This window comes from Streptomyces sp. NPDC086080, assembly GCF_044540255.1.
Classification (GTDB): Bacteria; Actinomycetota; Actinomycetes; order Streptomycetales; family Streptomycetaceae; genus Streptomyces.
In genome coordinates, this window is record NZ_JBITRU010000042.1 from 28,424 (window position 1) to 51,730 (window position 23,307).

Annotated in this window: 20 protein-coding genes, 2 pseudogenes and 1 riboswitch; of the genes and pseudogenes, 9 read left to right on the plus strand and 13 right to left on the minus strand. The window is 73.5% G+C overall.

The genetic code is table 11. The features are described from left to right. Nucleotides 1–186: 186 nt before the first annotated feature. Complete coding sequence (locus tag ACIF9R_RS33510; RefSeq protein WP_399986186.1) at nucleotides 187–699, minus strand: GNAT family N-acetyltransferase; 513 nt, start codon at nucleotides 697–699, stop codon at nucleotides 187–189. 239 nt (nucleotides 700–938) lie between these two features. On the opposite strand from ACIF9R_RS33510, the gene ACIF9R_RS33515 reads away from it, so the two are divergent. Together ACIF9R_RS33515 and ACIF9R_RS33520 are read left to right on the plus strand one after the other, a co-directional pair. Next, nucleotides 939–1,628: a hypothetical protein gene (locus tag ACIF9R_RS33515; protein WP_399986187.1), complete on the plus strand. Its 690-nt coding sequence runs from the start codon at nucleotides 939–941 to the stop codon at nucleotides 1,626–1,628. Between the two features lie 6 nt (nucleotides 1,629–1,634). Further along, nucleotides 1,635–2,228, plus strand: a complete 594-nt coding sequence (locus tag ACIF9R_RS33520) for a hypothetical protein (protein ID WP_399986188.1) — start codon at nucleotides 1,635–1,637, stop codon at nucleotides 2,226–2,228. Here ACIF9R_RS33520 and ACIF9R_RS33525 read toward each other — a convergent pair. Further along, nucleotides 2,217–2,686, minus strand: a pseudogene (locus ACIF9R_RS33525) (DUF1992 domain-containing protein). The gene ACIF9R_RS33520 and the pseudogene ACIF9R_RS33525 overlap by 12 nt on opposite strands. Before the next feature lie 142 nt (nucleotides 2,687–2,828). Between ACIF9R_RS33525 and ACIF9R_RS33530 the strand changes: the two are divergent. After that, nucleotides 2,829–3,221 (plus strand): hypothetical protein, encoded by a 393-nt coding sequence (locus ACIF9R_RS33530; protein WP_399986189.1) that lies wholly within the window; start codon nucleotides 2,829–2,831, stop codon nucleotides 3,219–3,221. A gap of 395 nt (nucleotides 3,222–3,616) precedes the next feature. On the opposite strand, the gene ACIF9R_RS33535 is transcribed toward ACIF9R_RS33530, so the two are convergent. Continuing rightward, nucleotides 3,617–4,294 carry an O-methyltransferase gene (locus tag ACIF9R_RS33535; RefSeq protein ID WP_399986190.1) on the minus strand — a complete coding sequence of 226 codons (678 nt, stop codon included), beginning with the start codon at nucleotides 4,292–4,294 and terminating at the stop codon, nucleotides 3,617–3,619. Between the two features lie 354 nt (nucleotides 4,295–4,648). Here ACIF9R_RS33535 and ACIF9R_RS33540 point away from each other — a divergent pair, with 354 nt between their 5' ends. Next, nucleotides 4,649–6,703 carry a phosphatase PAP2 family protein gene (locus tag ACIF9R_RS33540; RefSeq protein ID WP_399986191.1) on the plus strand — a complete coding sequence of 685 codons (2,055 nt, stop codon included), beginning with the start codon at nucleotides 4,649–4,651 and terminating at the stop codon, nucleotides 6,701–6,703. A gap of 102 nt (nucleotides 6,704–6,805) precedes the next feature. Here ACIF9R_RS33540 and ACIF9R_RS33545 read toward each other — a convergent pair whose 3' ends face one another. From ACIF9R_RS33545 to ACIF9R_RS33580, 8 genes are all read right to left on the minus strand, one after another. Beyond that, a complete protein-coding gene (locus ACIF9R_RS33545) occupies nucleotides 6,806–7,225 on the minus strand; it encodes a transglycosylase SLT domain-containing protein (RefSeq protein WP_399986192.1) in 420 nt (139 codons plus the stop codon). Nucleotides 7,226–7,536: 311 nt separating this feature from the next. Further along, nucleotides 7,537–8,397, minus strand: a complete 861-nt coding sequence (locus ACIF9R_RS33550) for an ECF transporter S component (RefSeq protein WP_399986193.1) — start codon at nucleotides 8,395–8,397, stop codon at nucleotides 7,537–7,539. Continuing rightward, a complete protein-coding gene (locus ACIF9R_RS33555) occupies nucleotides 8,394–10,061 on the minus strand; it encodes an ABC transporter ATP-binding protein (RefSeq protein WP_399986194.1) in 1,668 nt (555 codons plus the stop codon). The genes ACIF9R_RS33550 and ACIF9R_RS33555 overlap by 4 nt, the downstream gene beginning before the upstream one ends. Beyond that, entirely contained in the window at nucleotides 10,058–11,176 is a 1,119-nt protein-coding gene (locus ACIF9R_RS33560; protein ID WP_399986195.1) for an energy-coupling factor transporter transmembrane component T, read from the minus strand. Before ACIF9R_RS33560 ends, ACIF9R_RS33555 begins: the two co-directional genes overlap by 4 nt. A 103-nt stretch (nucleotides 11,177–11,279) precedes the next feature. Continuing rightward, nucleotides 11,280–11,921 carry an SCO2322 family protein gene (locus ACIF9R_RS33565; protein ID WP_399986196.1) on the minus strand — a complete coding sequence of 214 codons (642 nt, stop codon included), beginning with the start codon at nucleotides 11,919–11,921 and terminating at the stop codon, nucleotides 11,280–11,282. Beyond that, nucleotides 11,918–13,141: a prenyltransferase/squalene oxidase repeat-containing protein gene (locus tag ACIF9R_RS33570; protein WP_399986197.1), complete on the minus strand. Its 1,224-nt coding sequence runs from the start codon at nucleotides 13,139–13,141 to the stop codon at nucleotides 11,918–11,920. The genes ACIF9R_RS33565 and ACIF9R_RS33570 overlap by 4 nt, the downstream gene beginning before the upstream one ends. Before the next feature lie 131 nt (nucleotides 13,142–13,272). Continuing rightward, nucleotides 13,273–13,344, minus strand: a riboswitch (cobalamin riboswitch). A gap of 192 nt (nucleotides 13,345–13,536) precedes the next feature. Continuing rightward, nucleotides 13,537–14,973 carry an endo-1,4-beta-xylanase gene (locus tag ACIF9R_RS33575; protein ID WP_399986198.1) on the minus strand — a complete coding sequence of 479 codons (1,437 nt, stop codon included), beginning with the start codon at nucleotides 14,971–14,973 and terminating at the stop codon, nucleotides 13,537–13,539. 257 nt (nucleotides 14,974–15,230) lie between these two features. Further along, nucleotides 15,231–15,938, minus strand: coding sequence for a TetR family transcriptional regulator (locus tag ACIF9R_RS33580; protein WP_399986205.1), 708 nt, complete (start codon nucleotides 15,936–15,938; stop codon nucleotides 15,231–15,233). Between the two features lie 317 nt (nucleotides 15,939–16,255). On the opposite strand from ACIF9R_RS33580, the gene ACIF9R_RS33585 reads away from it, so the two are divergent. From ACIF9R_RS33585 to ACIF9R_RS33595, 3 genes are all read left to right on the plus strand, one after another. Then, nucleotides 16,256–17,782, plus strand: a complete 1,527-nt coding sequence (locus tag ACIF9R_RS33585) for a glycosyltransferase family 4 protein (protein WP_399986199.1) — start codon at nucleotides 16,256–16,258, stop codon at nucleotides 17,780–17,782. Continuing rightward, nucleotides 17,776–18,522 (plus strand): methyltransferase domain-containing protein, encoded by a 747-nt coding sequence (locus ACIF9R_RS33590; protein WP_399986200.1) that lies wholly within the window; start codon nucleotides 17,776–17,778, stop codon nucleotides 18,520–18,522. Before ACIF9R_RS33585 ends, ACIF9R_RS33590 begins: the two co-directional genes overlap by 7 nt. Before the next feature lie 137 nt (nucleotides 18,523–18,659). Next, nucleotides 18,660–19,730: a prenyltransferase gene (locus tag ACIF9R_RS33595; RefSeq protein WP_399986201.1), complete on the plus strand. Its 1,071-nt coding sequence runs from the start codon at nucleotides 18,660–18,662 to the stop codon at nucleotides 19,728–19,730. Between the two features lie 9 nt (nucleotides 19,731–19,739). Here ACIF9R_RS33595 and ACIF9R_RS33600 read toward each other — a convergent pair whose 3' ends face one another. Continuing rightward, a complete protein-coding gene (locus tag ACIF9R_RS33600) occupies nucleotides 19,740–20,033 on the minus strand; it encodes a hypothetical protein (RefSeq protein WP_399986202.1) in 294 nt (97 codons plus the stop codon). A 100-nt stretch (nucleotides 20,034–20,133) separates the two neighbouring features. Further along, a complete protein-coding gene (locus ACIF9R_RS33605) occupies nucleotides 20,134–20,916 on the minus strand; it encodes a DUF2249 domain-containing protein (protein ID WP_399986203.1) in 783 nt (260 codons plus the stop codon). 74 nt (nucleotides 20,917–20,990) lie between these two features. Between ACIF9R_RS33605 and ACIF9R_RS33610 the strand changes: the two genes are divergently transcribed. Further along, nucleotides 20,991–21,689: a helix-turn-helix transcriptional regulator gene (locus ACIF9R_RS33610; RefSeq protein ID WP_399986204.1), complete on the plus strand. Its 699-nt coding sequence runs from the start codon at nucleotides 20,991–20,993 to the stop codon at nucleotides 21,687–21,689. Next, nucleotides 21,686–23,307: pseudogene (locus ACIF9R_RS33615) on the plus strand (hypothetical protein); the annotation flags it as partial. The gene ACIF9R_RS33610 and the pseudogene ACIF9R_RS33615, both read left to right, overlap by 4 nt.

Below are 23,307 nucleotides of genomic sequence, written 5' to 3' on the forward strand. Positions count from 1 at the left end.
ACCCGCATGGCCTCGGCGGGGGCGGTGTGTGGGCTTGGCGGGGATCCCGCAGGGGCTGAGCCGGGACCCGCACGGCCTCGGCGGGGGCGGTGTGTGGGCTTGGCGGGGATCCCGCACGGGTTGAGCCGGGACCCGCACGGCCTCGGCGGGACCCCTGCACGGCCTCAGCGGGACCCCTGCACGGCCTCAGCGGGACCCCGTACGGCCTCGGCCGAGTCGCTTGGCGAACCAACGCTCGGCGTACGGCTTTGCGTTGTGCGGCTCGGTCTCGGCGTACCCCAGCCGGGCGTACAGCGCCCGTGCCTCGACGAGGTCCTCGCGCGTGTCGAGGACCATCCGGGCCGCGCCCGCCGCACGGGCCGCCTCCTCGGCCGCCCGCACCAGCAGCCCCGCGCCGCCCCTGCCCCGCATCTCCCGGTACAGGAACACCCGGGTCAGCTCGGCGGTCGCCTCGTCCAGCAGCCGGAAACCCGCGCTCCCGGCCGGCTCACCCGCGTACCGCGCGACCAACAGCCCCCCGCACGGCGCCGTGAGGCCGCCCTCCGCCCCGGCGGCGATCTCCCGCTCCAGCTCGTCCGGGTCGGTCCGGCGCCCCTCGTGCAGCAGATACCAGCGGTCGCTGACCTCGGTGTAGTACGCCCGCCAGAGCGCGACGGCAGCGGGCGAGTCGTACGGTTCCGGGGCAACGGTCCAGGTCATGCCGGGCATTCTCACCGGTCCGGGTGAAGGGTGCGCAAGCGGTTATGGCCGGTCGCCGAGGGCCGGGGCCGCGGTGGCCGCCGCGCCGGGGTCCAACTCTTCCCCGGAGGAACGGCGTTCGGCCGGTCTTCCGGGACGCGTCCGGGTCGCGCAGTTTGCGTGCCGGGTGACGGGCAACCCGGAAGGGACGAACCGGCCCGCGAGGAGTGCCGGTTGGGCCGAGAACCCGGAAGGCATCCATGTCCACTGGCCTGATCATTGCGTTGATCGTGATTGTCGCGGTCGTTGTCGCCGTAGCGGCCGTGCTGACCCTGCGTACCCGTGGCCCGAGGCACGGTACGAGCCTGAAGCGCCGCTTCGGGCCCGAGTACGACCGTGCCGTCGCCCGCCACGACGGGGACACCAGGGCCGCCGAGCGGGAACTCGCCGAGCGCGTGGAGCGCCACGGCGACCTGCGTGCACGGCCGTTGGAGTCCGCCGAGCGCGAGCGGTTCCAGGCGCGCTGGACGGCCGCCCAGGAGCGGTTCGTCGAGTCCCCGCGCGACGCCGTCGCCGAGGCGGACCGGCTGCTCGCCGAACTCGCCGGCGTCCGCGGCTTCCCCGCCGGCGAACACTACGAGGACCAGCTCTCCGCGCTGTCCGTGCACCACGCCCACCATGTCGAGGGCTACCGGCGTGTGCACCGCGTGGCCCAGGCGCGCGCGAACGGCGCGCAGGACGGCGGCGCCGGCACCGAGGAGATGCGCGAGGCCATGGTCGAGGCCCGCGCCCTGTTCGAGGAGCTGATCCGCCCGTCCCGGCACGACGGCGGACGTCACCGCCCGGACGCCGGACACCACCGCACCGACGGGGACCGCACGTCCGCGGCCGCCCGACGCGGCCACCACACGCCGTCCCTGCTCCACCGGCGCCCGGCGAAGGAGAGCTGACCCGACATGACCGACGTGACCCGACGCCCCGGCGGCACCCCGCTCACCGAGGGCACCCCCCGCACCAGCCCCGAGACCACCCCCGAGACCACCCCCGAGACCACCCCCGGGGCCACCCCCGAGACCACCCCCGAGACCACCCCCGAGACCGGCCGCGGGACCGAGAGCCCGCTGGTCGCCGCGCACCCGCAGTCCGGCGACACCGCTCCCGGCACGGATGCCGGAACGTCCGTCCCGACGACGAGCGGCACCCCCACCCACGACGAGGGGCACGGCGCACACCACCGTCTTCTCCAGCACGACGACACCGGCCCGCTCGCCGACCGGTTGCAGCACGCCGTGGCCGGGTTCGTCGACGCGCCGCGTGATGCCGTACAGGAGGCCGATCACGTACTGAGGGAGCTGACGGAGCGCCTCGCGGACGCCATGACCGAGCGGCGCCGCACCCTGCGGCGGTCCTGGCAGAGCGCCGACACCGCCGACACCGCCGGTACCGCGGCTCCCGGCGACGGGCGGGCCGCCGCGGCGACCGACACGGAGCAACTGCGTCTGGCCCTGCGGGACTACCGCGAGCTGGCGGAACGGCTGCTACACGTCTGAGCCGGGGCCCGCCCCGCCCGCCGCCGCCCGGCGCTCCCGCCACTGCCGTACGACGTCCTCGACGTCGTACGGCTTCCTGCCCAGCGGGGGGCCGGGCGGCGGCTTGAACATCATGTCGCTGATCCGGGCGTTGATCTCCGTGAGGATCGTGCGGACGATCCGCTCCGAGGGAGCCGCGAGAGCCGCCTCCAGCGCGTCCTCGGCCTCCTTGCGCAGGGCCGGCGTCGGCGGTAGCACGGAGAAGCCCTCGCGGGCCATTTTCCGCTTGACCCACCACATTTCGTCGTAGGCGCCCTCGACCTCGCGGGGGAGCGGCTTGCCCACGCCCTCCAACTGCTCGAACTCCCCGCGCGCGTCGGCGTCGCGGATCTGCTTGTCGACCCTCCCCACTCTCAACTACGTTCGAGCGGGGGGACCCCCACCTCGAAGTCGACTCCGGCTGGCTTTCGCTCGGTCATGAATCCAGTGTGCCGGACGCCACGCGGCCGGGCGTTTTATCATTCGGCGGCGGCGAGCCGATCCGGCCGCCGTGCACGACCGTTCCGGCCACCGCCGGGCCCGGGCCCTCCTCGGCCCGCAGGAGTCTCAGGAGGAGCACAGGTGCTCGAACTCACCATGGCCGCGGTGTCCGCGGCGGAAGCGGGTGCCACGGCGGGCATGCTCATGGCCGACGCGCCCAGCCAACCGGGCGCCCTGCTGAGGGTGGGCCGGGACCCGTCGCTGTGCCGGCTCTCGACGCCGGACGACTGGCTGTTCGTCTCGCGGGTCCACCTGGAGTTCGGCTGTACGCAGGACGGCACCTGGCAGCTGACCTGGCTGCGCGGCTCCCTGCCCGAGCCGTCCTCCGAAGTGCGGCTGACCATCGGGGAGTACGCCCAGCCGGTCACCTACGGCGGCACCGTCGCGCTGCCCCGCGGCGGCAGCGGCGAGGTCGTCATCCAGGACCGCACCGCCCCGCGCAGCGTCAACGTGGGGTTCTACCACGACGTTTGAATCCTCCCCCAGCTGAAGCAGGGGGATTCCTGGCTCACGCCGCCTGCGGGTCAGCGACCTGACAGGTCTTCCGCGATCAGCACCAGCCGGGTTGAAACCAGCCCGGGGTCATACGGCAAAGCTCGGAGGTGCATGTGCTGTCCTGGTTCTCGGTCAGCACGACGTACGCGCTTGGTTCTCGCAACGTACGGTATGCAGTTTACCCGGCCGGGTGGGCGGTCTTTCGCCTTGACGGCGAAACCCCGTTTCCTGCCCTGCTTCGCAGGGGTCCGATTCTCCCCCGCAAGCGGGAGGTACCCCCACCCCGGCCCGAAGGCCGGGGCATCCTCGGGGGAGCCAGGCGAATCGCGCGGGTGCGGCGCCCGGACTCACGCGTACCGGCATGACGTCCCGGCTCACGCCAGTACGCGGGCCAGCGCGAAGCCGTCGTGGCCCTTGGCGCCGACCGTCTGGATCGCCGTACCCGTCAGCCGGGGGTGGCCGCCGATCATGTCGAGGGCGGCGCGGGTGCCCACCACATCCGGATCGGTGACGTCCGGATCGGCCACCCGCCCGCCCCGCACCACGTTGTCCAGCACGATCAGACTCCCCGCGCGGGTCAGCCGGAGCGCCCACTCCAGGTAGTGCGGGTTGTTCACCTTGTCCGCGTCGATGAACACCAGGTCGAACGGGGGCGGGTTCTCGTCGGCCAGCTCGGGCAGCGAGTCGAGCGCGGCGCCCACCCGCACCTCGACCAGCTGGTCGAGTCCCGCGCGGGCGATGTTGCGGACGGCCACCTCGGCGTGCCGCGGGTCGTACTCCAGGGAGACCAGCCGCCCGTCGGGCGGGAGGGCGCGGCCCAGCCAGATGGTGCTGTAGCCGCCGAGCGTGCCGATCTCCAGGATGCGGCGGGCGCCCTGCGCCTGGGCGAGGAGCTGGAGCAGCTTGCCCGCCAGGGCGGACACGGCGATCGGCGGCAGCCCGGCGGCGTCGCTGTCGCGCAGGGCGGCCGCCAGGGCGTCGTCGGGGGCATCGGTGAGGAGCCGGTCGGCCAGGTCGTCGTCCACTGTGTGCCAGAGCTGCGACTCGCCCATGAACCTGTACCTTCCGTACGGTTGGTTGGCATCCCTGACGGAGATCGCCACCGAAGATACGCCGTCCTTCCGCCCCCGGCAGGCCTTTCCCGGGCGTGTCCCGAAGGCATCCGGCGCCGACGGTGACCCCGGTGGCGGGGCATCCCGCCGACTCGGGGACCGGTCCACCGCGACTCCGTGCCCGCCCACCCGTCGAACTGTCGTCATCCGGACGGAGTAATCGGCCGACGGGCGGCGTCGCGGCTCCAGACATCACTTTGCGCAGCGGTACGAACGCATAGGGTGAGAGAAGGGTGGAGCGAATCCCCATGCAACGGGATGTGGGGAGCGAAACGGGCTGGAGGCCGACGGGGCGTGGGGAACGCGGAGCAGGGTGGGCGGCCGGCGGAGACACTCGGGGCGACGGCGGTCGGCGGCACCCGGGCACGGCTGCGCGTGGCGCGCCTGGGGCTGTGGCTGCTCGCCGCCGTCCTGGCCGTGCGCCAGCTCGCCGCCGTCCTCACCACCCCCAGCGGGCAACGGCTGACCGCGCTGGAGACCTGGGTGGGCCCCGGGGGCGTGCTGCACGTCAGCGGCGACCTCTACGACTCCACCCGGTTCACCGGCACCCCCTTCGGCGGACTCGTCCTCAAACCCCTGACCCGGCTCGCCGAACAGGCCCTCGGCTGGGGCTGGACCTTCGGCACGCTGCTGCTGGTCGCCGCCCTCGGTGTGATCGCCGCCCGCGCACTGCCCCAGCCGATCGGCCGCCGCACCGCGATTCTCGCCGCCCCCGTCGTCGTCAGCCTGTTGATGCTGTCCCTGCCGGTGCGCACCACCTTCTGGCTCGGGCAGACCAGCATCATCCCGGTCCTGCTCGTCCTGCTGGGCTGCTTCGTCGCCCGGGGCCGGCACGTCGGCGGTGCCCTCATCGGTGTCGCGGCCGCCCTCCAGCCCACCCTCCTCCTCTTCGCCCCGCTGCTGTGGTTCACCGGCCCCCGCCGGGCCGCCACCGCCGCCGGAGTCACCTTCGCCGCCGCCACCGCGCTCGCCTGGGCCGCGCTGCCGCACGACTCCTTCACCTACTGGGTGCACCACCTGGCCGGCACCGGCCTCGGCGGCCCCGCCGACGACCTCACCAACCAGTCCCTGCACGGCGCGCTGCTCCGCCTCGGCCTCGAAGGCCCGCTGGAGGTCGCCCTCTTCTTCCTGCTCGGCGGCGCCGTCGTGCCCGTTGCCCTGCGTCGCGCCGTCCGCTACGCCCACGACGGCCAGTTGCTTCTCGCGGTCGCCGTCACCGGCTGCGCCGCCATCGCCGTCGCCCCGACCGCCTGGCAGCACCAGTTGCTGTGGGTGTTGCTCGCCGCCGTCGGCCGGGCCGGCAAGCGTGCCCGCGACCGCCCGGTGTGGCCCGTCGCCGTCGTCCTGGTGATGACGCTGCCGGCCGGGATGATGCTGCCGAACATGATGTTCCTGCACCCGGTGCGCGACAACGTCGTCCTCCTCGCCGCCCTGGCCGCCGCGACGGCGGTCCCCTTCCTCCTCTGCGGTTCGCCGTACTTCCGCACACCGATCCCCACCCGGTACGCGCCCCCCGTCCCGGCCCGCTTCGCCTTCGTCCCCCTGCTGCCCTTCCTGCGCCGTGTGCTCATCCGCCCGAACCTCTTACTGGAACTCCTGCTGATCCGCGTCACCTACGCCGCGTACGCCCAGGTCCGGCTCGCCGCGACCGGCGGCAGCAACTCGGCGGGCCGCGTCCGCGCGGAGGAACACGGGCAGCAGATCCTCGACCTCGAACGTCTGCTCCGCCTCGACGTCGAGCGCGCCGTCAACCACGCCGTGGTGGAGATCGGCTGGCTGCGGGAGTCCTTCGACTTCTACTACACGTCGTTCCACTTCATCGTCCCGCTGACCGTCCTCGGCCTGCTCCTCTGGCACCGGCCCGTCGACTACCGCTGGGCCCGCTCGGCCCTCGGCTTCGCCACGGTCCTCGCCCTGGTCGGCTTCTGGCTCTACCCGCTGGCCCCGCCCCGCCTCATGCCGGGCTTCGGGGTCATCGACACGGTCCACGGGGTCCAGGACTTCTCCCGGCCCGACTACGGCACCCTGACCCAACTCACCAACCAGTACGCGGCGATGCCCTCCCTGCACTTCGGCTGGTCCCTGTGGTGCGGACTGGTCATCGCGATCGTCGCGCCGAAGCCGTGGATGAAGACTCTCGGCCTCTTCCACCCCCTCTTCACCGCCGCCGCGATCGTCGCCACCGGCAACCACTGGATCCTGGACGCGGCCGGCGGCGCACTCGTCGTCGGCGCGGGCTTCGGCCTGACGTACCTGTTGCAGGGCCCGCGCGCCCGTCCGACGGTGCCGACGGCCGCCGAACCCCGCAGTATGCCGTCGACGCCGGCGAGGAACCGTGCTCCGAGCTGATCCCGCGGTACGCGGACCGCGCTCGCGGTGGCGGGACGACGAAGGCGGCGGCCCCGGGGATCGTGGGGTCGCCGCCTTCGGTATGGGGGGTGTCCGGGTGAATCAGTACCAGTTGTTGGCCTGCCAGAAGGACCAGGCGTCACAGGCGCTGCCGTAGCGGTCCTTCATGTAGTCCAGGCCCCACTTGATCTGGGTGGCGGGGTTGGTCTTCCAGTCGGAGCCTGCCGACGCCATCTTCGAGGCGGGCAGGGCCTGGACCAGGCCGTAGGCGCCGCTGGAGGGGTTGGTGGCGGTGTGGTTCCAGCCGCTCTCGTGCTGGACGATGTTCGAGAAGCACTGGTACTCGGCCGAGTTGCCGATCATCTTCTGCGCGGTCGCCTGGGCCGAGGTGGCCGTGCCCGTGGTGGCGGCCTGGGCGGGCGCGGCGGCGATCAGGGTGCCGCAGGTGGCGGCGGCCAGGGTGGCACCGGCGAGGGCCTTCTTGGGGGTGGCGACGGTGCGGAGGAAGGAAACGGCGGACACAGGCGGCCTTTCGTCGGGGAGTGGGTCGGTCGCCCGCAGGTGCCGGATGCCGCGGTGTGCGGCGGGGGCATGCGTCGGCGCCGCGACCCCGTGTGGGGCGTTGGCGCCTGGCGACTGCTCCACAGAAACAAATCCGTGGATTGCCCGCAAAGGTCCCTTTTACTACCGAAGGCCGGAGATGCGGCGGATCGAGTGCGCGGGGAGGCCTGTTCGTGGGGTGGTGGGCCGCGCACGGCTACGGTGCCGGGTCGTATGTGACGCGGGTCATGTGGGGTGCTTCACCGACGCGGGCACGCGGTGCGTGCGAGCGGTTACCGAGGGGAGTCCTCGAATGTGACCGGCGCCTCGAAAGCCGCCCTGCGGGTGGCCCGGCGCAGCGCCTTGAGGAGGGGGGTGCCCACGGTGAGGGTCAGGGTGACGGTGACCAGGGCACGGCCCAGGTCCCAGCCCAGGGACGTCGCCAGGCAGTACGCCAGGAAGCGGGCCAGGTTGGTGGGGAGGGACGCGTCGGGGGAGAAGGAGATGTTCGAGGCCAGCGCCGACATGAAGGGCCAGCCCGCCATGTTCATCACCGTGCCGTAGGCGAAGGCGGCCAGGAAGCCGTACCCGGCGAGCATCCCGACCTCGGCGCGGCCACGCAGGCGGTCGGCGCCCGGGAGGAAGCCGGCGCCCATCGTGAACCAGCCCATCGCCAGCATCTGGAACGGAAGCCAGGGGCCGACCCCGCCGGTGAGCAGCGCGGACGCGAACATCGTCACCGAGCCGAGGACGAAGCCGAAGCCGGGGCCCAGCACCCTGCCGCTGAGGACCATGAGGAAGAACATGGGTTCCAGCCCGGCCGTACCGGCGCCGATGGGGCGCAGGGCCGCGCCCGTCGCCGCCAGGACGCCGAGCATCGCCACCGCCTTCGGGCCGAGGCCCGACTCGGAGATCGTCGCCGCCACCACCGCCACCAGGAGGACCAGGAGGCCCGCGAAGAGCCACGGTGCGTCCTGGGCGTGCGCGTTCAGCGTGGAGGTGGGCGGGGCGAGGAAGGGCCAGCCGAAGCCGGCCACCCCCACCGCGCTGACCAGGGCGAGGGACAGCCAGGAGCGCGGGCCCAGGCGGATGGCCCGGGCCTGGCGGTCCGGGCGTCGTCCGGTGGCGGAGGGGGTGGGGGTGGGGAGGGTCATCGGTTCAGCGCCTCCCGGACCTGGGAGACGGTGAGCCAGCGCTGCGGGGCCAGGATCTTCGCCACCTGCGGGGCGAAGGACGGCGACGCCACGACCACGTCCGCCGACGGGCCGTCCGCGATCACCTCGCCCTCGGCGAGCAGGACGACCCGGTGGGCGAGTTCCGCCGCGAGTTCCACGTCGTGCGTGGCCATGACGATGGCGTGGCCCTCGCCCGCCAGCCCCCGCAGGATCGTCACCAGCCGGGCCTTCGCCGCGTAGTCCAGGCCCCGGGTCGGCTCGTCGAGGAGGAGCAGGGGCGGACGGGCGGTCAGGACGACCGCCAGGGCGAGGGTCAGGCGCTGGCCCTCGGACAGATCGCGGGGGTGGGTGTCGTCGGCCACCGACGGGAGGAGTTCCGTCAGCAGCGCGCGGCAGGTGCCGGGGGGTGCCTCCGCGTCCCGGTCCGCGGCAGCGCACTCCGCCGCGACCGTGTCCGCGTAGAGGAGGTCGCGGGGTTCCTGCGGGACCAGGCCGACCCGGCGGACCAGGTCGCGGGGGCGGGTGCGGTGGGGGACCGTGTCGCCGGTGCGGACCGAGCCCGAGGAGGGGGGCACGAGGCCCACCAGTGCGCTGAGCAGCGTCGACTTTCCGGCGCCGTTGCGGCCCATGAGGGCGATCGTCTCGCCGGGGGCGACCGTCAGGTCGACCTCGCGCAGGGCCTCGACGCGGTCACGGCGCACGGCGAGGGAGCGGACCTCGGCCACGGGGCGGGCGGCGGTGGTGGTGTCGTCCGGCTTCGCGCGCTTGAACAGGCGCCGGGCGGGAGACGCGGGTGTGGGTACCGGGTCGGTCTGTGGCGGCCGCAGGCCGGCCAGGCGGTCGCGCAGCCCACCCGCCTCGCGGCGGGCGTCGCGGACCGTGAGGGGCAGGGGCGACCAGCCGGCCAGGCGGCCCAGGGCGACCACCGGGGGGTGGACGGGGGCCACCGCCATCACCTCCGACGGGGTGCCCAGCCACGGGCGCTCGCCGGGGCCCGGCAGCAGGGCCACCCGGTCGGCGTACTGGATGACGCGTTCCAGGCGGTGCTCGGCCATGAGGACCGTGGTGCCCAGGTCGTGGACCAGGCGCTGGAGGACGGCCAGGACCTCCTCGGCCGCCGCCGGGTCAAGGGCGGACGTCGGCTCGTCCAGGACCAGGACCCGGGGGTGCGGAGTGAGGACCGAGCCGATGGCCACGCGCTGTTGCTGGCCGCCGGAGAGGGTGCTGATGGGGCGGTGACGGAGGTCGGCGAGACCGAGCAGGTCCAGGGTTTCCTCGACCCTGCGGCGCATCACGTCCGGGGGCAGGCCCAGCGATTCCATGCCGTAGGCGAGTTCGTCCTCCACCGTGTCCGTCACGAAGTGGGAGAGCGGGTCCTGGCCCACCGTGCCCACGACATCGGCGAGTTCACGGGGCTTGTGGGTACGGGTGTCACGGCCGGCGACGGTGACCCTGCCGTGCAGCGTGCCGCCGGTGAAGTGGGGGACCAGACCGCTCACCGCGCCCAGCACCGTCGACTTGCCCACGCCGGACGGGCCGACCAGGAGGACCAGTTCGCCCTCGGGTATCTCGAAGTCGACGCCGTGGACGGCGGGTCGTGTCGTTCCGTCGTAGGTCACCGACACGTTCTCGAAGCGGATCACGTCGTCGGCTCCTTGCGGGTGTACGACGCCTCGGGGGCGGGGGTGATGAAAGCGGGGAGGAGGCCGATCAGGACGGCCGCCGCCGGCCACAGGGGGAGGGTGGGGGCGACGAGCGGGACCACACCGGGGTTCAGGGCCGCCGGGTCGCGGGAGGCGGCGAGGGTGAGCAGCGCGGCCACGGCGGCTCCGGAGGCGGTGACCAGCCAGGCCCGGGTGTCCCAGGCGTCCGGGCGGTAGCGGGTGCGCAGGGTGCGGCGGCCGCCGAGCCAGAGGCCCGCGAGGGCGGCGGCGAGGCCGGCGAGAAGCACGGGGACGCCGTAGGTGCCGCCCTCGGCGGTGAGGAGTCCGTACGTTCCCGCGCAGACGCCGAGCAGGCCGCCGAGGGTGAGGGCGGAGGTGGTACGGCGGACGGTGGGCGGGACGTCGGCGGTGCGGCCGTATCCGCGCGCGTCCATCGCGGCGGCGAGGGCGACCGAGCGCTCCAACGCGCCTTCCAGGACGGGGAGTCCTACGTGCAGGAGACCGCGTATGCCCTTGTCCGGGCGGCCGCGCAGGCGGCGGGCGGCGCGGAGCCGCTGGACGTCGGCGATGAGGTGGGGGGCGAAGGTCAGCGCCACGACCACCGCCACGCCCATCTCGTACAGGGCGCCGGGGAGGGACTTGAGGAGACGGGAGGGGTTGGCGAGGGCGTTCGCCGCGCCCACGCAGATCAGGAGGGTGGCCAGGCGCAGGGCGTCGTAGAGGGCGAAGGTCAGGGCCTCGGCGGTGACCTCGCCGCCGAGGCGGATGCCCTGGGCCCAGTCGGGGAGGGGGAGTTCGGGAAGGGTGAGAAGGGTGTGGGTGCCAGGGATGGGGGAGCCGAGGACCACCGCGAAGGCGAGGCGGATGACGATGACCGCGGCGGCGAGTTTGACGAAGGCGCCGTAGGAGCGCGACCAGGGGGTGTGGGGGCGGCGGGTCGCCACGACGTAGGCGGAGGTGGTGACGAGCAGGGCGAGGAGGAGGGGGTTGGTGGTGCGGGTCGCGGCGGTGCCGAGGGCCAGCGCCCAGAGCCACCAGGCGCCGGGGTGCAGGGACGCGCGGGCGCGCCGGTGGGCGGGGGTGGGTTCGCCCACCGGCGCTGACGGCGCCGACGGGGTGCCGGTGCGCCCGCCGGTGCCGCCCCGGGGGTGCCTCCCTGGCCCTTTCGGGCCCTGGGGGAGGCCCGACTGCCCGCCCTCAAGCACGGCGGCGTACCTGCCAGATGGCCGCTGCTCCGAGCAGGGTCACTACGGCGATCCCGGCGACCAGGCCGACCGAGGGCCCCGAGTCCTCCGACTCGGTCCTCTCCTTCGCCGGCGCCGGGGCCCTGTCCGTGTCCGTGGAGACCTGTTCTCCGCAGCCCTTCTCCGGGTAGCCCGCTATCGCGCACAGCAGGGCATTCGTGTCGTAGCGCAGGGGCCCCGCGACCGCGGCCAGGGCCTCGGCGGTCGAGGCGTCCTCGGCGACCTGGGCGCAGGCCGTGCGGCCGGCCGGCGGGGTTTCGCCGGACGGGGCGTCGGCGGGGATACCGAAGTCGATGACCAGGGCCACGCGCTTCGTGCCGTCCCGCGCCGGGGTCTTCGCGCAGATGGTGGCGAAGTCGGCGGTGCCCCGGGGCTTCGCCGCGTCGCCGGAGTCCTCGCTGACGGAGAAGCGGAAGCCGTGGACGTCGCCGTCGGAGGGGCGGGCGAGGGACGGGCCCTGGGTGGCGTACGTCCAGGCCGTGCCGTCCTGCTCCCAGAAGGACCAGTAGCGGTAGCCGGCGGCCTGGGCCTGGCCGGCGCCTGCCAGCAGGGGCAGGAGCGCGGCCAGGAACAGTACGGTGACCCGGCGGATCACGGCTGCCGCTTCTTCGCGCGGCCGCTGAACAGGAAGCCGATGCCGATACCGGCGACCAGGCAGACGCCGACGAACCACCAGACCCCGAAGCCGGAGTCTTCCTTGTCCTCCGCCTCCTTCGTGTCGTCGGACGCCCGGGTGGCCTTCTCGGGGGCCGGGCCCGTCGCCGTCAGCCGCTCGACCAGGTCCGTGCCGCCGAACGCGCGCGGGTCGGCGCCCGTCGCGTGCGCCGCGAAGATCAGCTGGGCGTAGGCGGCGGGACCGCTCTGGGCGGCCCAGCCGGCGGCGTTCTTCTCCAGCCAGGCCGCGGCCGTGCCGGCCTGCTCGGTGGAGCCCTGCGCGGCGAGGGCGACGACCGCGTCGGCGGTGTTGCCGTAGTCGGGCTGGTCCTCGGAGCCGGGCAGGGCGGAGACGAGGTGGCCGCCTTGGGCGAGGGCGTCCGTGAGGTAGGCGGCGCCGTTGGCGGCGGCCTGCCCGGGGCTGTCCGCCTTCTCGCAGCGGGCGCCCGCCCGACCGCTCTTGCCGGGTCCGGCGGCCAGGCCGGCGCCGACCGCGCCGAGCACGCCCGCCGCCGTCGCGTCCGCGTTGGCGATCAGCTCGCCCTTCTTGTCCGGCTGGAAGGCGAACGCGCCCGCGCCGTCGCCCTCGCAGGGCAGCGCGAGCCCCAGCAGGGCGTCGTAGGGGGACTTGCCGTCCTTCCTCACCTCGGCGGGCTTCTCACCGGCGGCCGCGAGTGCGCCGATGACGACCGAGGTGGAGTTGGTGTCGCTGGCGCCGCCCGCGGTGTAGCCCCAGCCGCCGTCCTTGTTCTGCACGGACTTCAGCCAGCCGACGGCCTTGTCCGTCACGGCGTCGTGGCCGCCGAGCGCGGCCAGGGCCTGTATCGCGGCGGCGGTCTGGTTGGTGTCGACCATCGACTTGTCGTCGCACGCCTTCGTGGTGTCGGCGCGGTACGGGGCGAAGGCGCCGTCGGCGCACTGCTGCCCGGCCAGCCAGTCGACGGCGGCCTTCGGCGGCGCGACGCCGGCCGTGTGCTGGGCGAGCAGGGCGAGCGACTGGCGCCAGACGCCGTCGTACTGGGGGTCGCCGTCGCCGTACAGGGCGGCGGGGAGCGCCGGCTGGGACGGTGACGGGGACGGGGACGAGTCGGCGGTGGCCGGTGCGGCGGCGCCGATCACGGCGACGGCGGCCAGTACCGCTGCGCTGCGGCGGACATTCATGATCGGCGGGTGCCTCTCCCTGAAGAGGGCCGGGCAGCACGGGACACCCCGGGCGGCTCGGCTCCGTATACCTCGACGGTGCCCGTGCGCCGGCGGGCTGCCGGGCACGTGAGCCGGTCACGATCCGTGCGGGGCAGTCCGGCTCACCGTCCCTGGGACGGCTCACGGTTGCGGGTCAGCGCCGGAATTGCACCGGCTTCCCCCCGTACGGGTGTGATGACGACGCGGCCACTCTACCCGCCTGCCGGGGGCTGGTCAGGAGGCGATGCCCAAGGTACGAGCGGGAGCCGTCCGGGGGTGACCGAGGTCACGGCGGTGAGGAGACATGGCTCGCACCCGCACTCCCCGGGGAAGGGGGGTGCGGGTGCGAGCCGATGCGGGCGGGGTGGACCGGGTCAGGACGCCGTGCAGGCGCCGACCTGCGGCGCGGGTGCGTTGCCGCCGTTCACGGTGAAGCCGAAGCTGGTGGACGCCCCGGCCGCGAGGGAGCCGTTCCAGCTGGAGCGGACGGTCATGACGTTGCCGCTGCCGTCCCAGGTGGGTGAGCCGTTCCACACGGAGAGGACCTTCTGCGGCGGCGTCATGGTGACGTTCACGCTCCAGCCGCTGATCGGCGCGCTGCCCGCGGTGATCGTCACCTTGCCGTTGTAGCCGCCGTTCCACTGCTCCGCCGTGGTGTAGGTGGCGGTGCAGGCCGCGTTCGGGTCGCCGGGGTCGCCCGGATCACCGGGGTCGCCCGGGTCGCCGCCGCCGGGGGTGCCGCCGAGGGCGCCCAGTACGGCGTCGTACGCGGGCTTCTTGTTGTAGTTGTCGTCGAACAGCAGGGGAGTGCCGCTCGACCGCCACGAGTACTTGTCCGGGATGCCCCACACCGTGATGCCGGTGCAGCGGGTCACGGCGAGGCAGGCCCGTACGACATTGCCGTAGTTGGCCGCCTGGGCCTGGCCGGAGCCCTCGATGTCCAGTTCGGTGATCTGCACGTCGACGCCGAGGTCGGCGAAGCGCTGGAGGTTGGCCTGGTAGTCGGAGGGGACGGGGGAGTTGGGGTTGAAGTGGGACTGGAAGCCGACGCAGTCGATCGGCACGCCGCGGGACTTGAAGTCCCGGACCATGGCGTAGACGGCATTGCTCTTCGCGTTGACGCCGTCGGTGTTGTAGTCGTTGTAGCAGAGCTTGGCGTCCGGGTCCGTCGCGCGGGCCGTGCGGAAGGCCTCCTCGATGAAGCCGTCGCCGAGCCTGTCCTGGAAGGGCGAGCTGCGCCGGGCGCCGCTGCCGCCGTCCTGGAAGGCCTCGTTGACCACGTCCCAGGAGTGGATCTCGCCCTTGTAGTGGGTCATGACCTGGGTGATGTGGTTGTTCATGGCCGAGCGGAGGTCACTCGCGCCCAGGCCGGAGACCCAGCCGGGCAGTTGGGAGTGCCAGACCAGGGTGTGACCGCGGATGTCCATGCCCTGGCTCCGGGCGTGGTTCACGATCTGGTCGGCGCGGCCGAAACCGAAGGAGCCGCGGCTCGGTTCGAGGGCGTCCCACTTCATCTCGTTCTCGGGGGTCACCGAGCTGAACTCGCGGTTGAGCGTGGCCGCGTACTGCGCCTCGCCGAGGTGGTTCGCGGCGACGGCGGCACCGAAGTAGCGGCCCTTTTCGGCCGCCGCCGCGCCCAGGGTGTCGGCGGCGTGGGCGGTGGTCTGGGGGAGTGCGGCGAGGGCCGTGACGGTGAGCAGGGCGGTGGTGGTCGCGCCGAGGGCGGCGCGCAGCCGGCCTCGGGTGCGGCGGGCGGCGCCTTTGGCTCTCGTCCTCGTTCCGTCTCGCCTTCGCTCTCGCTGTCCAATCATGCGCATGTCATCCCTTCTCCGGTGGGGGTGCCGTGATGCCGTTCGGCGGGAATGTCGTGCTGGTGCTGGTCGAACGAAAGTTTCGGACTCGGCTCCGAATTGCTGCGGTGACGATACGGATGGTGAGGGGGCGGGTCAACCATTCGTGCACGACGGGACGGGAGTTGACCGAGAGGCGGTGTGGGTGAGGGTCCGTCACCAGGGTGAACGGAAGGGCGCCGAAAGTTTCGGTCGGGTGGTGCCGGTCCGGTCAGGGTTCAGGGAGTGTCGGCGATCTTCGGGGCCGTCGCGTCCCTCGGGGCCGTCAGGTCCACCAGCCGGCAGGCCGTCTCGATGTCGATCCCGACCTGCGCGATGGAGGCGCGGCCCGAGAGCCAGGTGATCAGGGCCGAGTGCCAGGTGTGCTCGATGACCCGGACGGCCGAGAGCTGGTCCGGCGTCGGGTCGGTGAGCTCCATGGCGTCCAGGATGATCATCGTGGTCTGCCGGGAGACCTGGTCGACCTCCGGGCTCACGCTGCGGTCCGCGAAGGTCAGGGCACGCACCATCGCGTCGGCCAGCTGCGGCTCGCGCTGGAGCGCGCGGAAGGCCCGCATCAGGGTCTCCGCGACCCGCTCGGCGGCCGACTCGCCGCGCGGCGGCTGCTTCCGCAGCGTTGTGTGCATGTGCTCCAGCTGGTCCTGCATCGTGGCGACCAGCAGATGGATCTTGGACGGGAAGTAGCGGTACAGCGTGCCCAGCGCCACCTGGGAGGTCTCCGCGACCTCGCGCATCTGCACCGCGTCGAAGCCACCCCGCCCGGCCAGCTGCGCGCACGCCTGCAGGATGCGCCGCCGGCGGGCCTCCTGACGCTCGGTGAGAGGGGAGGCCGGGTGGTCGGTGCGCGGGGTGGTGGAGGCGGCGCGCGGGGCGCCGGCTTCCGGCCGCGCCGCCCGGCCGGCCGCCTCGACCCCGGCGGCCTTCACTGCATCGGCCGCATGGGCTGTACCGGCCGTATGGGCTGTGCCGGTCGCAGGGGCCGTACCGGCCCGATCGGCCGCGCCGGCCGCCCTGATCCTGTTGGCTTCCGCGGACATGGGTCCCGTCCGTGACACTCGGTGAGGGTGGATGATCGGACAGCATGGCACGCCGTCGGCCGTGGCGTGAATCACCTGATCCACTGCTCACAGCGTCCCTACCTGCCGGTAGATTCAGTTCCTCCGGACGATCAACTCTGAAACTTGTTCTAGGTTAGCGTCCCGGCGTAACCTCGCGGGACAGTGCAGGGAGAAGGGGGCCCAGAGTGACCGCTGAGGCCAGTCAGGCCGGGCCCTCGGCGGGCCCCGCATCCGACGGCTTGCGACCGCTCCGGATCGCACTCCTCACGTATAAGGGAAACCCGTTCTGCGGTGGCCAGGGCGTCTATGTGCGTCACCTCTCCCGCGAGCTCGCCCGCCTCGGACACCGCGTCGAGGTCATCGGTGCCCAGCCCTATGCCGTACTCGACGAGGGCTACGACGGGCTGAGCCTCACCGAGCTGCCCAGCCTCGACCTCTACCGTCAGCCCGACCCCTTCCGTACGCCGGGGCGCGGCGAGTACCGCGACTGGATCGACGCGCTCGAGGTCGGCACGATGTGGACCGGTGGTTTCCCCGAGCCGCTGACGTTCTCCCTGCGTGCCCGCCGCCATCTGCGCGCCCGGCGCGGCGACTTCGACGTCGTCCACGACAACCAGACACTGGGGTACGGCCTTCTCGGTGACGTCGGTGCCCCCCTGGTGACGACCATTCACCACCCCATCACCGTCGACCGGCGCCTGGAACTGGAGGCCGCCGAGAACTGGAAGCGGCGGTTCTCGGTGCGCCGCTGGTACGGCTTCACCCGGATGCAGAAGCGGGTGGCGCGCCGGCTGCCGTCCGTGCTCACCGTCTCCGGCACCTCGCGCCAGGAGATCATCGAGGATCTCGGGGTACGGCAGGACCGTATCCACGTCGTCCACATCGGCGCCGACACCGACCTGTTCGCGCCCGATCCGTCGGTGGCGGTCGTGCCGGGACGGATCGTGACGACGTCCAGCGCGGACGTGCCGCTGAAGGGGCTGGTGTTCCTCGTCGAGGCGCTGGCGAAGGTACGGGCCGAGCAGCCCGGCGCCCATCTCGTCGTGGTCGGCAAGCGGCCCACGGAGGGGCCCGTCGCGCAGGCCGTGGAGCGGTTCGGCCTCGAAGGCGCCGTCGAGTTCGTCAAGGGCATCTCGGACGCCGAACTGGTCGACCTGGTGCGGTCGGCGCAGGTCGCGTGCGTGCCGTCGCTGTACGAGGGCTTCTCCCTGCCCGCCGCCGAGGCCATGGCCACGGGCACCCCGTTGGTCGCCACGACCGGCGGGGCGATCCCCGAGGTCGCCGGGCGGGACGGGGAGACCTGTCTGGCCGTACCGCCCGGTGACCCGGGAGCGCTGGCCGCCGCGCTGACCCGGCTGCTCGGGGACCCGGCGCTGCGCGCACGGCTCGGGGCGGCCGGACGCGAGCGGGTGCTGCGCAACTTCACCTGGGCACGCGCGGCCGAGGGCACGGTGGCCCGCTACCGCGAGGCGATGGCCCGGGCGGGCCGGGACACGGGCACCGGCCGGGAAGCCGGTACCTTCCGGCACACGGACGCCGTCCGGCACACGGACGCCGTCCGGCACACGGACGCGGCGCGCGCGGCGGAAGCGGCTCCCCGCCACCCGGCGCCGGCCGGCCCCGATGTCCTCCCCGACACCCCCGCGGACCCGGGCGCCACACCCGTGACCGCAGCCGACACCTCCGACCGCGAAAGCAGGGCCACGTGCTGACCGTCGACTTCTCCCGGTTCCCGCTCGCCCCGGGCGACCGTGTCCTGGACCTCGGCTGCGGGGCCGGACGGCACGCCTTCGAGTGCTACCGGCGCGGTGCGCGGGTCGTGGCGCTGGACCGCAACGGTGAGGAGATCCGTGAGGTCGCCAAGTGGTTCGCGGCGATGAAGGAGGCCGGGGAGGCGCCCGCCGGGGCCACCGCCACGGCGATGGAGGGCGACGCACTCGCCCTGCCGTTCCCCGACGAGTCCTTCGACGTCGTCATCATCTCCGAGGTGATGGAGCACATCCCCGACGACAAGGGTGTGCTCGCCGAGATGGTGCGGGTGCTCAAGCCCGGCGGGCGGATCGCCGTCACCGTGCCGCGCTACGGTCCGGAGAAGGTGTGCTGGACCCTGTCCGACGCCTACCACGAGGTCGAGGGCGGCCACATCCGCATCTACCGGGCGGACGAACTGCTGGCGAAGATCCGTGAGGCGGGTCTGCGGCCGTACGGCAGTCATCACGCGCACGCGCTGCACTCGCCGTACTGGTGGCTGAAGTGCGCGTTCGGCGTGGACAACGACAAGGCGCTGCCGGTGCGGGCGTACCACAAGCTGCTGGTCTGGGACATCATGAAGAAGCCGCTGGCCACCCGGGTCGCCGAGCGGGCGCTGAACCCGGTGATCGGCAAGAGCTTCGTGGCGTACGCGACCAAGCCGCACCTGCCGCGTGCCGCGGTCGAGGCGGACGCCACGTGACGTCCCCCAAGTCCCCGCGCACACCCGGCACTTCGACCACCCCCGGTACGACGACCACCCCTGGTACGGCGACTACCCCCGGCGTTCCCGTCACCCCCGGCGTTCCCGTCACCTCCGCCGCCCCTCGGGGCCCGCGTGTGTCCGTACCCGAACACCTCGTCCTGAGCGGTGTCCTGACGGCCGAGCAGGCCGCCGCCACCGTCGCCGGCATCCTCGCCGTGCAGCGGGAGGACGGCGCGATCCCGTGGTTCCGGGGACATCACCTCGACCCGTGGGACCACGTCGAGGCCGCGATGGCATGCGACGCGGCACGGGAGTACGAGGCGGCCGAGCGGGCCTATCTGTGGCTGGCCCGGCACCAGTTGGAGGACGGCTCCTGGTACGCGGCGTACGCCGACGGCGACCCGCTCGACATCACCGACCGGGGCCGGGAGACCAACTTCGTCGCCTACATCGCGGTCGGGGTGTGGCACCACTACCTCGCCACCGGTGACGACACCTTCCTGGACCGCATGTGGCCGGTCGTGTGCGCGGCGGTGGAGTTCGTGCTGCGGCTGCAGCAGCCCGGCGGGCAGATCGGCTGGCGGCGCGACGACGACGGCACGCCCACCGCGGACGCGCTGCTCACCGGCTCCTCGTCCGTCCACCACGCGCTGCGCTGCGCGCTGGCCATCGCGGAGCAGCGGGAAGAGCCGCAGCCAGACTGGGAGTTGGCGGCGGGCGCGCTGCGGCACGCGATCCGGCACCACCCGGAGCGGTTCCTGGACAAGGACCGCTACTCGATGGACTGGTACTACCCGGTGCTCGGTGGGGCGCTCACCGGCGCCGAGGCCAAGGCTCGTATCGAGGAGGGCTGGGAGCGGTTCGTCGTGCCCGGTCTCGGGGTGCGCTGTGTGGTGCCCAACCCGTGGGTGACCGGCGGGGAGTCGGCCGAACTCGCCCTGGCCCTCTGGGCGATGGGCGAGTCCGACCGGGCGCTCGAGGTGCTCCAGTCGATCCGGCATCTGCGCGATCCGGAGAGCGGCCTGTACTGGACGGGGTACGTCTTCGACGACGACGCCGTCTGGCCGCGAGAGCTGACGACCTGGACGGCCGGCTCGCTGCTGCTGGCGGTCGCCGCCCTCGGCGGGCACGAGCCCACCTGCGCGGTCTTCGGCGGCGACCACCTGCCGAGGGGTCTGGACCCGGACTGCTGCACGCTCGACTGAGCCCCGGGCTCAGTGCCGGCGCAGGCGGCCGGCGATGGCGTGGCCGATGAACAGGTAGACCACCGCCGCGAGTCCGTAACCGGCGACGACCCGGGCCCACTCCTCGTCGAACGTGAACAGATCACGTGACCAGGCCGCGAGCCAGTTGGCCGCGTCATGGACGAACCTGACCAGATCATTGGCCCGGTTGGCGTCCAGCAGGTACATCAGAATCCACAGTCCGAGAATGACGGCCATGATGTCCGCGATCACCGCGATGACCGTCCCCGCGGAGGTGGAACCAGAGCGATATCGAGGGGACATGCTTTCCGACTGGCCCCGAACGTCCGGTTGAAACCTGGGACGTTCGGGGTTGGGGCTCCGCGTCGGCTCAGCGCTGGGTCAGCGCTGGGTCAGTGGTGGGTCAGCGGTGGGTCAGCAGCAGTCGCCACGCCTCCGGGCCGCGCTCCCGGTACTCCACGGAGAAGACACCGGGGTGCCGGTCCTCGATCTGCCGCAGCAGCGGCAGCGGGTCGTGCGGTGCCACGAGCACCATGGCCCGCCCGGCCGGTACGGCACCGAGCGCGCCGAACACCGTCGCGTGACGCAGGGCGTGCGGGACCTCCCGGACGTCGAGCTCGGGCACCTCCACGTCGTCCGAACCGCCGCAGCCGCACGTGCCGCCGCAGCCGCCCCCGGCGGACTCGTCCCCGGCTTCCTCCTCGCCGCCGAGCAGTTCGTGCATGCCCGCGAGGAGCCCGGCGAGGGAGATGTCCGGGGCTCCGGCGAGCACCGGCAGGATCAGGTTGTTCTCCTTGTCGAGGTGTTCCTCGAAGAGGACCTGGAGCGCCCGCGCGTCGGCCGCCGCCCGCACGGCCGAGTCCGACTCGCGCAGCGCGTCGACCAGCGCCACGAGCCTGCGGTGCTCGGCGAGCATGCCGTCGATCAGCAGCCGGGCCTCGGCCGTCTCACGGGCGGCGGGGTAGAGGGTGCCCTCTTCGGCGATGGCGTGGGGGAGCAGGTCCCGGTCGCAGAAGGCGACCAGTCCGGAGCGGACCTCGTCGGCCGAGGCGGGGTCGCGGTCCGCGGCGGCGATCAGCATGGCCACCCGCCCGGCCAGCTCACCGGCCAGCTGGGCGTGATGTGCCTCGACGGCTTCGACGGCCGCCGCGTCCTTGGGGTCCGATGCGAGGGTGAGAGTGCTCATCAGGGGGCCGTTCCTTCCAGCCGTGGACAACCCGTCCGAACGGACCGGGTCGGTACCTGCAATATAGTACGGACATGACCGTGGAAAATAACGGACCGCTTCCCGGCAGCGGAGCACCGCGCGTTCCGCTGTCCCGGCAGCGGAGCGGTGTTCTGCAACATCTGCGCGGCCGGACCGTTCCCGTCACCGCCGGCGCCCTCGCCCAGGAGTGCGCGCTGCACGTCAACACCGTCCGGGAGCACCTGGACGCCCTGGTGGAGGACGGTCTGGCGGCCCGCGAACGGTCCGCCCCCGCCGGACGCGGCCGTCCCGCCTGGCGCTACCGGGCCCTCCCGCCGCAGGAGTCCCCCGCCCGGGTGTACGCCGGGCTCGCCGCCGTACTCGCCGGGCGGATCGCCCGTACGAGCGCCGATCCGCACGGGGACGCCGTTGCCGCGGGTGAGGACTGGGGACGCGTCCTGACCACCGGGCAGGAACCGTCGGCGGATCCGCGCGAGGCACGGAACCGCCTGCTGGACCTGCTCGGCGAGATCGGCTTCGCGCCGGAGGCGGACGAGGAGGCGCGCCGGGTCCGGCTGCCGCGCTGCCCCTTCGTCGAGACCGCCCGCGAGCACCCCGGCGTCATCTGTGGCGTCCATGAGGGGCTGGCCAGATCGGCCCTCGCCGCACTCGGCGAGAACCCTCAGGAGATAGAACTCCTCCCCTTCGCCGAGCCCCATGCCTGCCGTCTCCACCTGGACACCGGCAGCCGACCGTCCGGAGAGTCCCGATGACCCTCGCCGCCCGGCGCGCCGGCGCCCGCCGCGCACCCCTGCTGCTGGCCGCCGGTCTCTGCCTGCTCGCCGGACTCGACGCCGCCCTCCTCCTGCTCGGCCTCCCCGCCCCCGTGACCAGTGACCGCCTGCCCCAGGTGCACGGAGTGCTGCTGGTGCTGGGCTTCGCCGGCACGCTGGTGGCGCTGGAACGCGCGGTCGCCCTGGGCAGCCGGTGGGGCTACCTCGCCCCCGCGGGGCTCGGCGCCGGGGGCCTGCTGCAGCTCACCCCCGTGAGCCTCACCGTCCCGCGGCTGCTGCTCGTCGCCGGAAGCGTCTTCCTTGGCGCCCTGTACCTACGCTTCTGGCGCCGTCAGCCCAGTGCCGCCCTGCTCGCCCAGGCCGCGGGCGCGGTCTCGGCGATCGGCGCGGCGCTGCTGTGGCTGGGCGGACTCGACATCCCGCGCCTGCTGCCCTGGCTGGTCGCCTTCCTCGTCCTGACCATCGCGGGTGAGCGACTGGAACTCGCCCGCGTGGCCGTCCTGACCCCGCACGCCGAACCCACCTTCCTGGCCTGCGTCGCCGCTGTCCTCACCGGCGTCGCCACCACCCTGATGTGGCCGGGGGCCGGCACGCTGCTCCTCGGCGTCGCCCTGCTCGCCCTGGTCGCCTGGCTCGTCGCGCACGACGTGGCCCGCCGGCTGCTGCGCTCCACCGGACTGCCCCGGTTCACCGCCGCCTGCCTGCTCGCCGGGTACGCGTGGCTGGGCCTCGCCGGCGCGCTGTGGCTGCTGGGCGGTCCGGTCGCCGAGGGGCACCGCTACGACGCCGTGGTACACGCCGTGTTCCTCGGCTTCGTGATGTCGATGATCATGGCGCACGCCCCGGTGATCCTGCCCGCCGTGCTGCGCCGCCCCCTGCCCTACCACCCCGGGCTCGCGGTGGCGGCCTGGCTGCTGCACCTCTCCCTCGCCCTGCGCGTGGTGGTCGGTGACCTGCGGGAGATCCACGGGGCGTGGCAGCTCGGCGGGGCGCTCAACATCGTCGCGGTGCTGCTGTTCGTCCTCACGGCCGCGACCTCGTCGGTGGCGGCCACCCGACGCACGGACGCCGGCGCGTCCCGCCCGGCGACCCGCACCACCACCACCGCGGCCCCGCCCGCGCCCGACGTGCCGTCCGCGTCGCCTGCCTCTGCCGCGTCCGCTCCGCCCACGGGATCGGCCGTGCCTGCCGCGTCGTCCGCGCCTGCGACGTGCGCTGCGCCTGTGGCATGGTCCGGGCCGGCGGCGTCGTCTGCGCGCGCCGTGTCGTCTGCTCCCACGGCGTCGGCTGTGCCAGCCACATCTGCCGCGTCGTCCGCGCCTGCGGCGCCATCAGCCCCCGCGGCGTCCGCTGAGCCGACGGGATCGTCCGAGCCGACGGCACCATCTCCGTCTGCCGCGTCCTCCGAGCCTGCCGCTCCGTCCGCGCCCGCCGTGTCCCCCGTGCCTGCGGCACCGCCCGGTCGTGCCGCGCCGTCCGTCTCTGAGGTGCCGTCCGGCCTTGCCGTGTCCCCCGTGCCTGCGGCACCGCCCGGTCGTGCCGCGCCGTCCGTCTCTGAGGTGCCGTCCGGCCTTGCCGTGTCCCCCGTGCCTGCGGC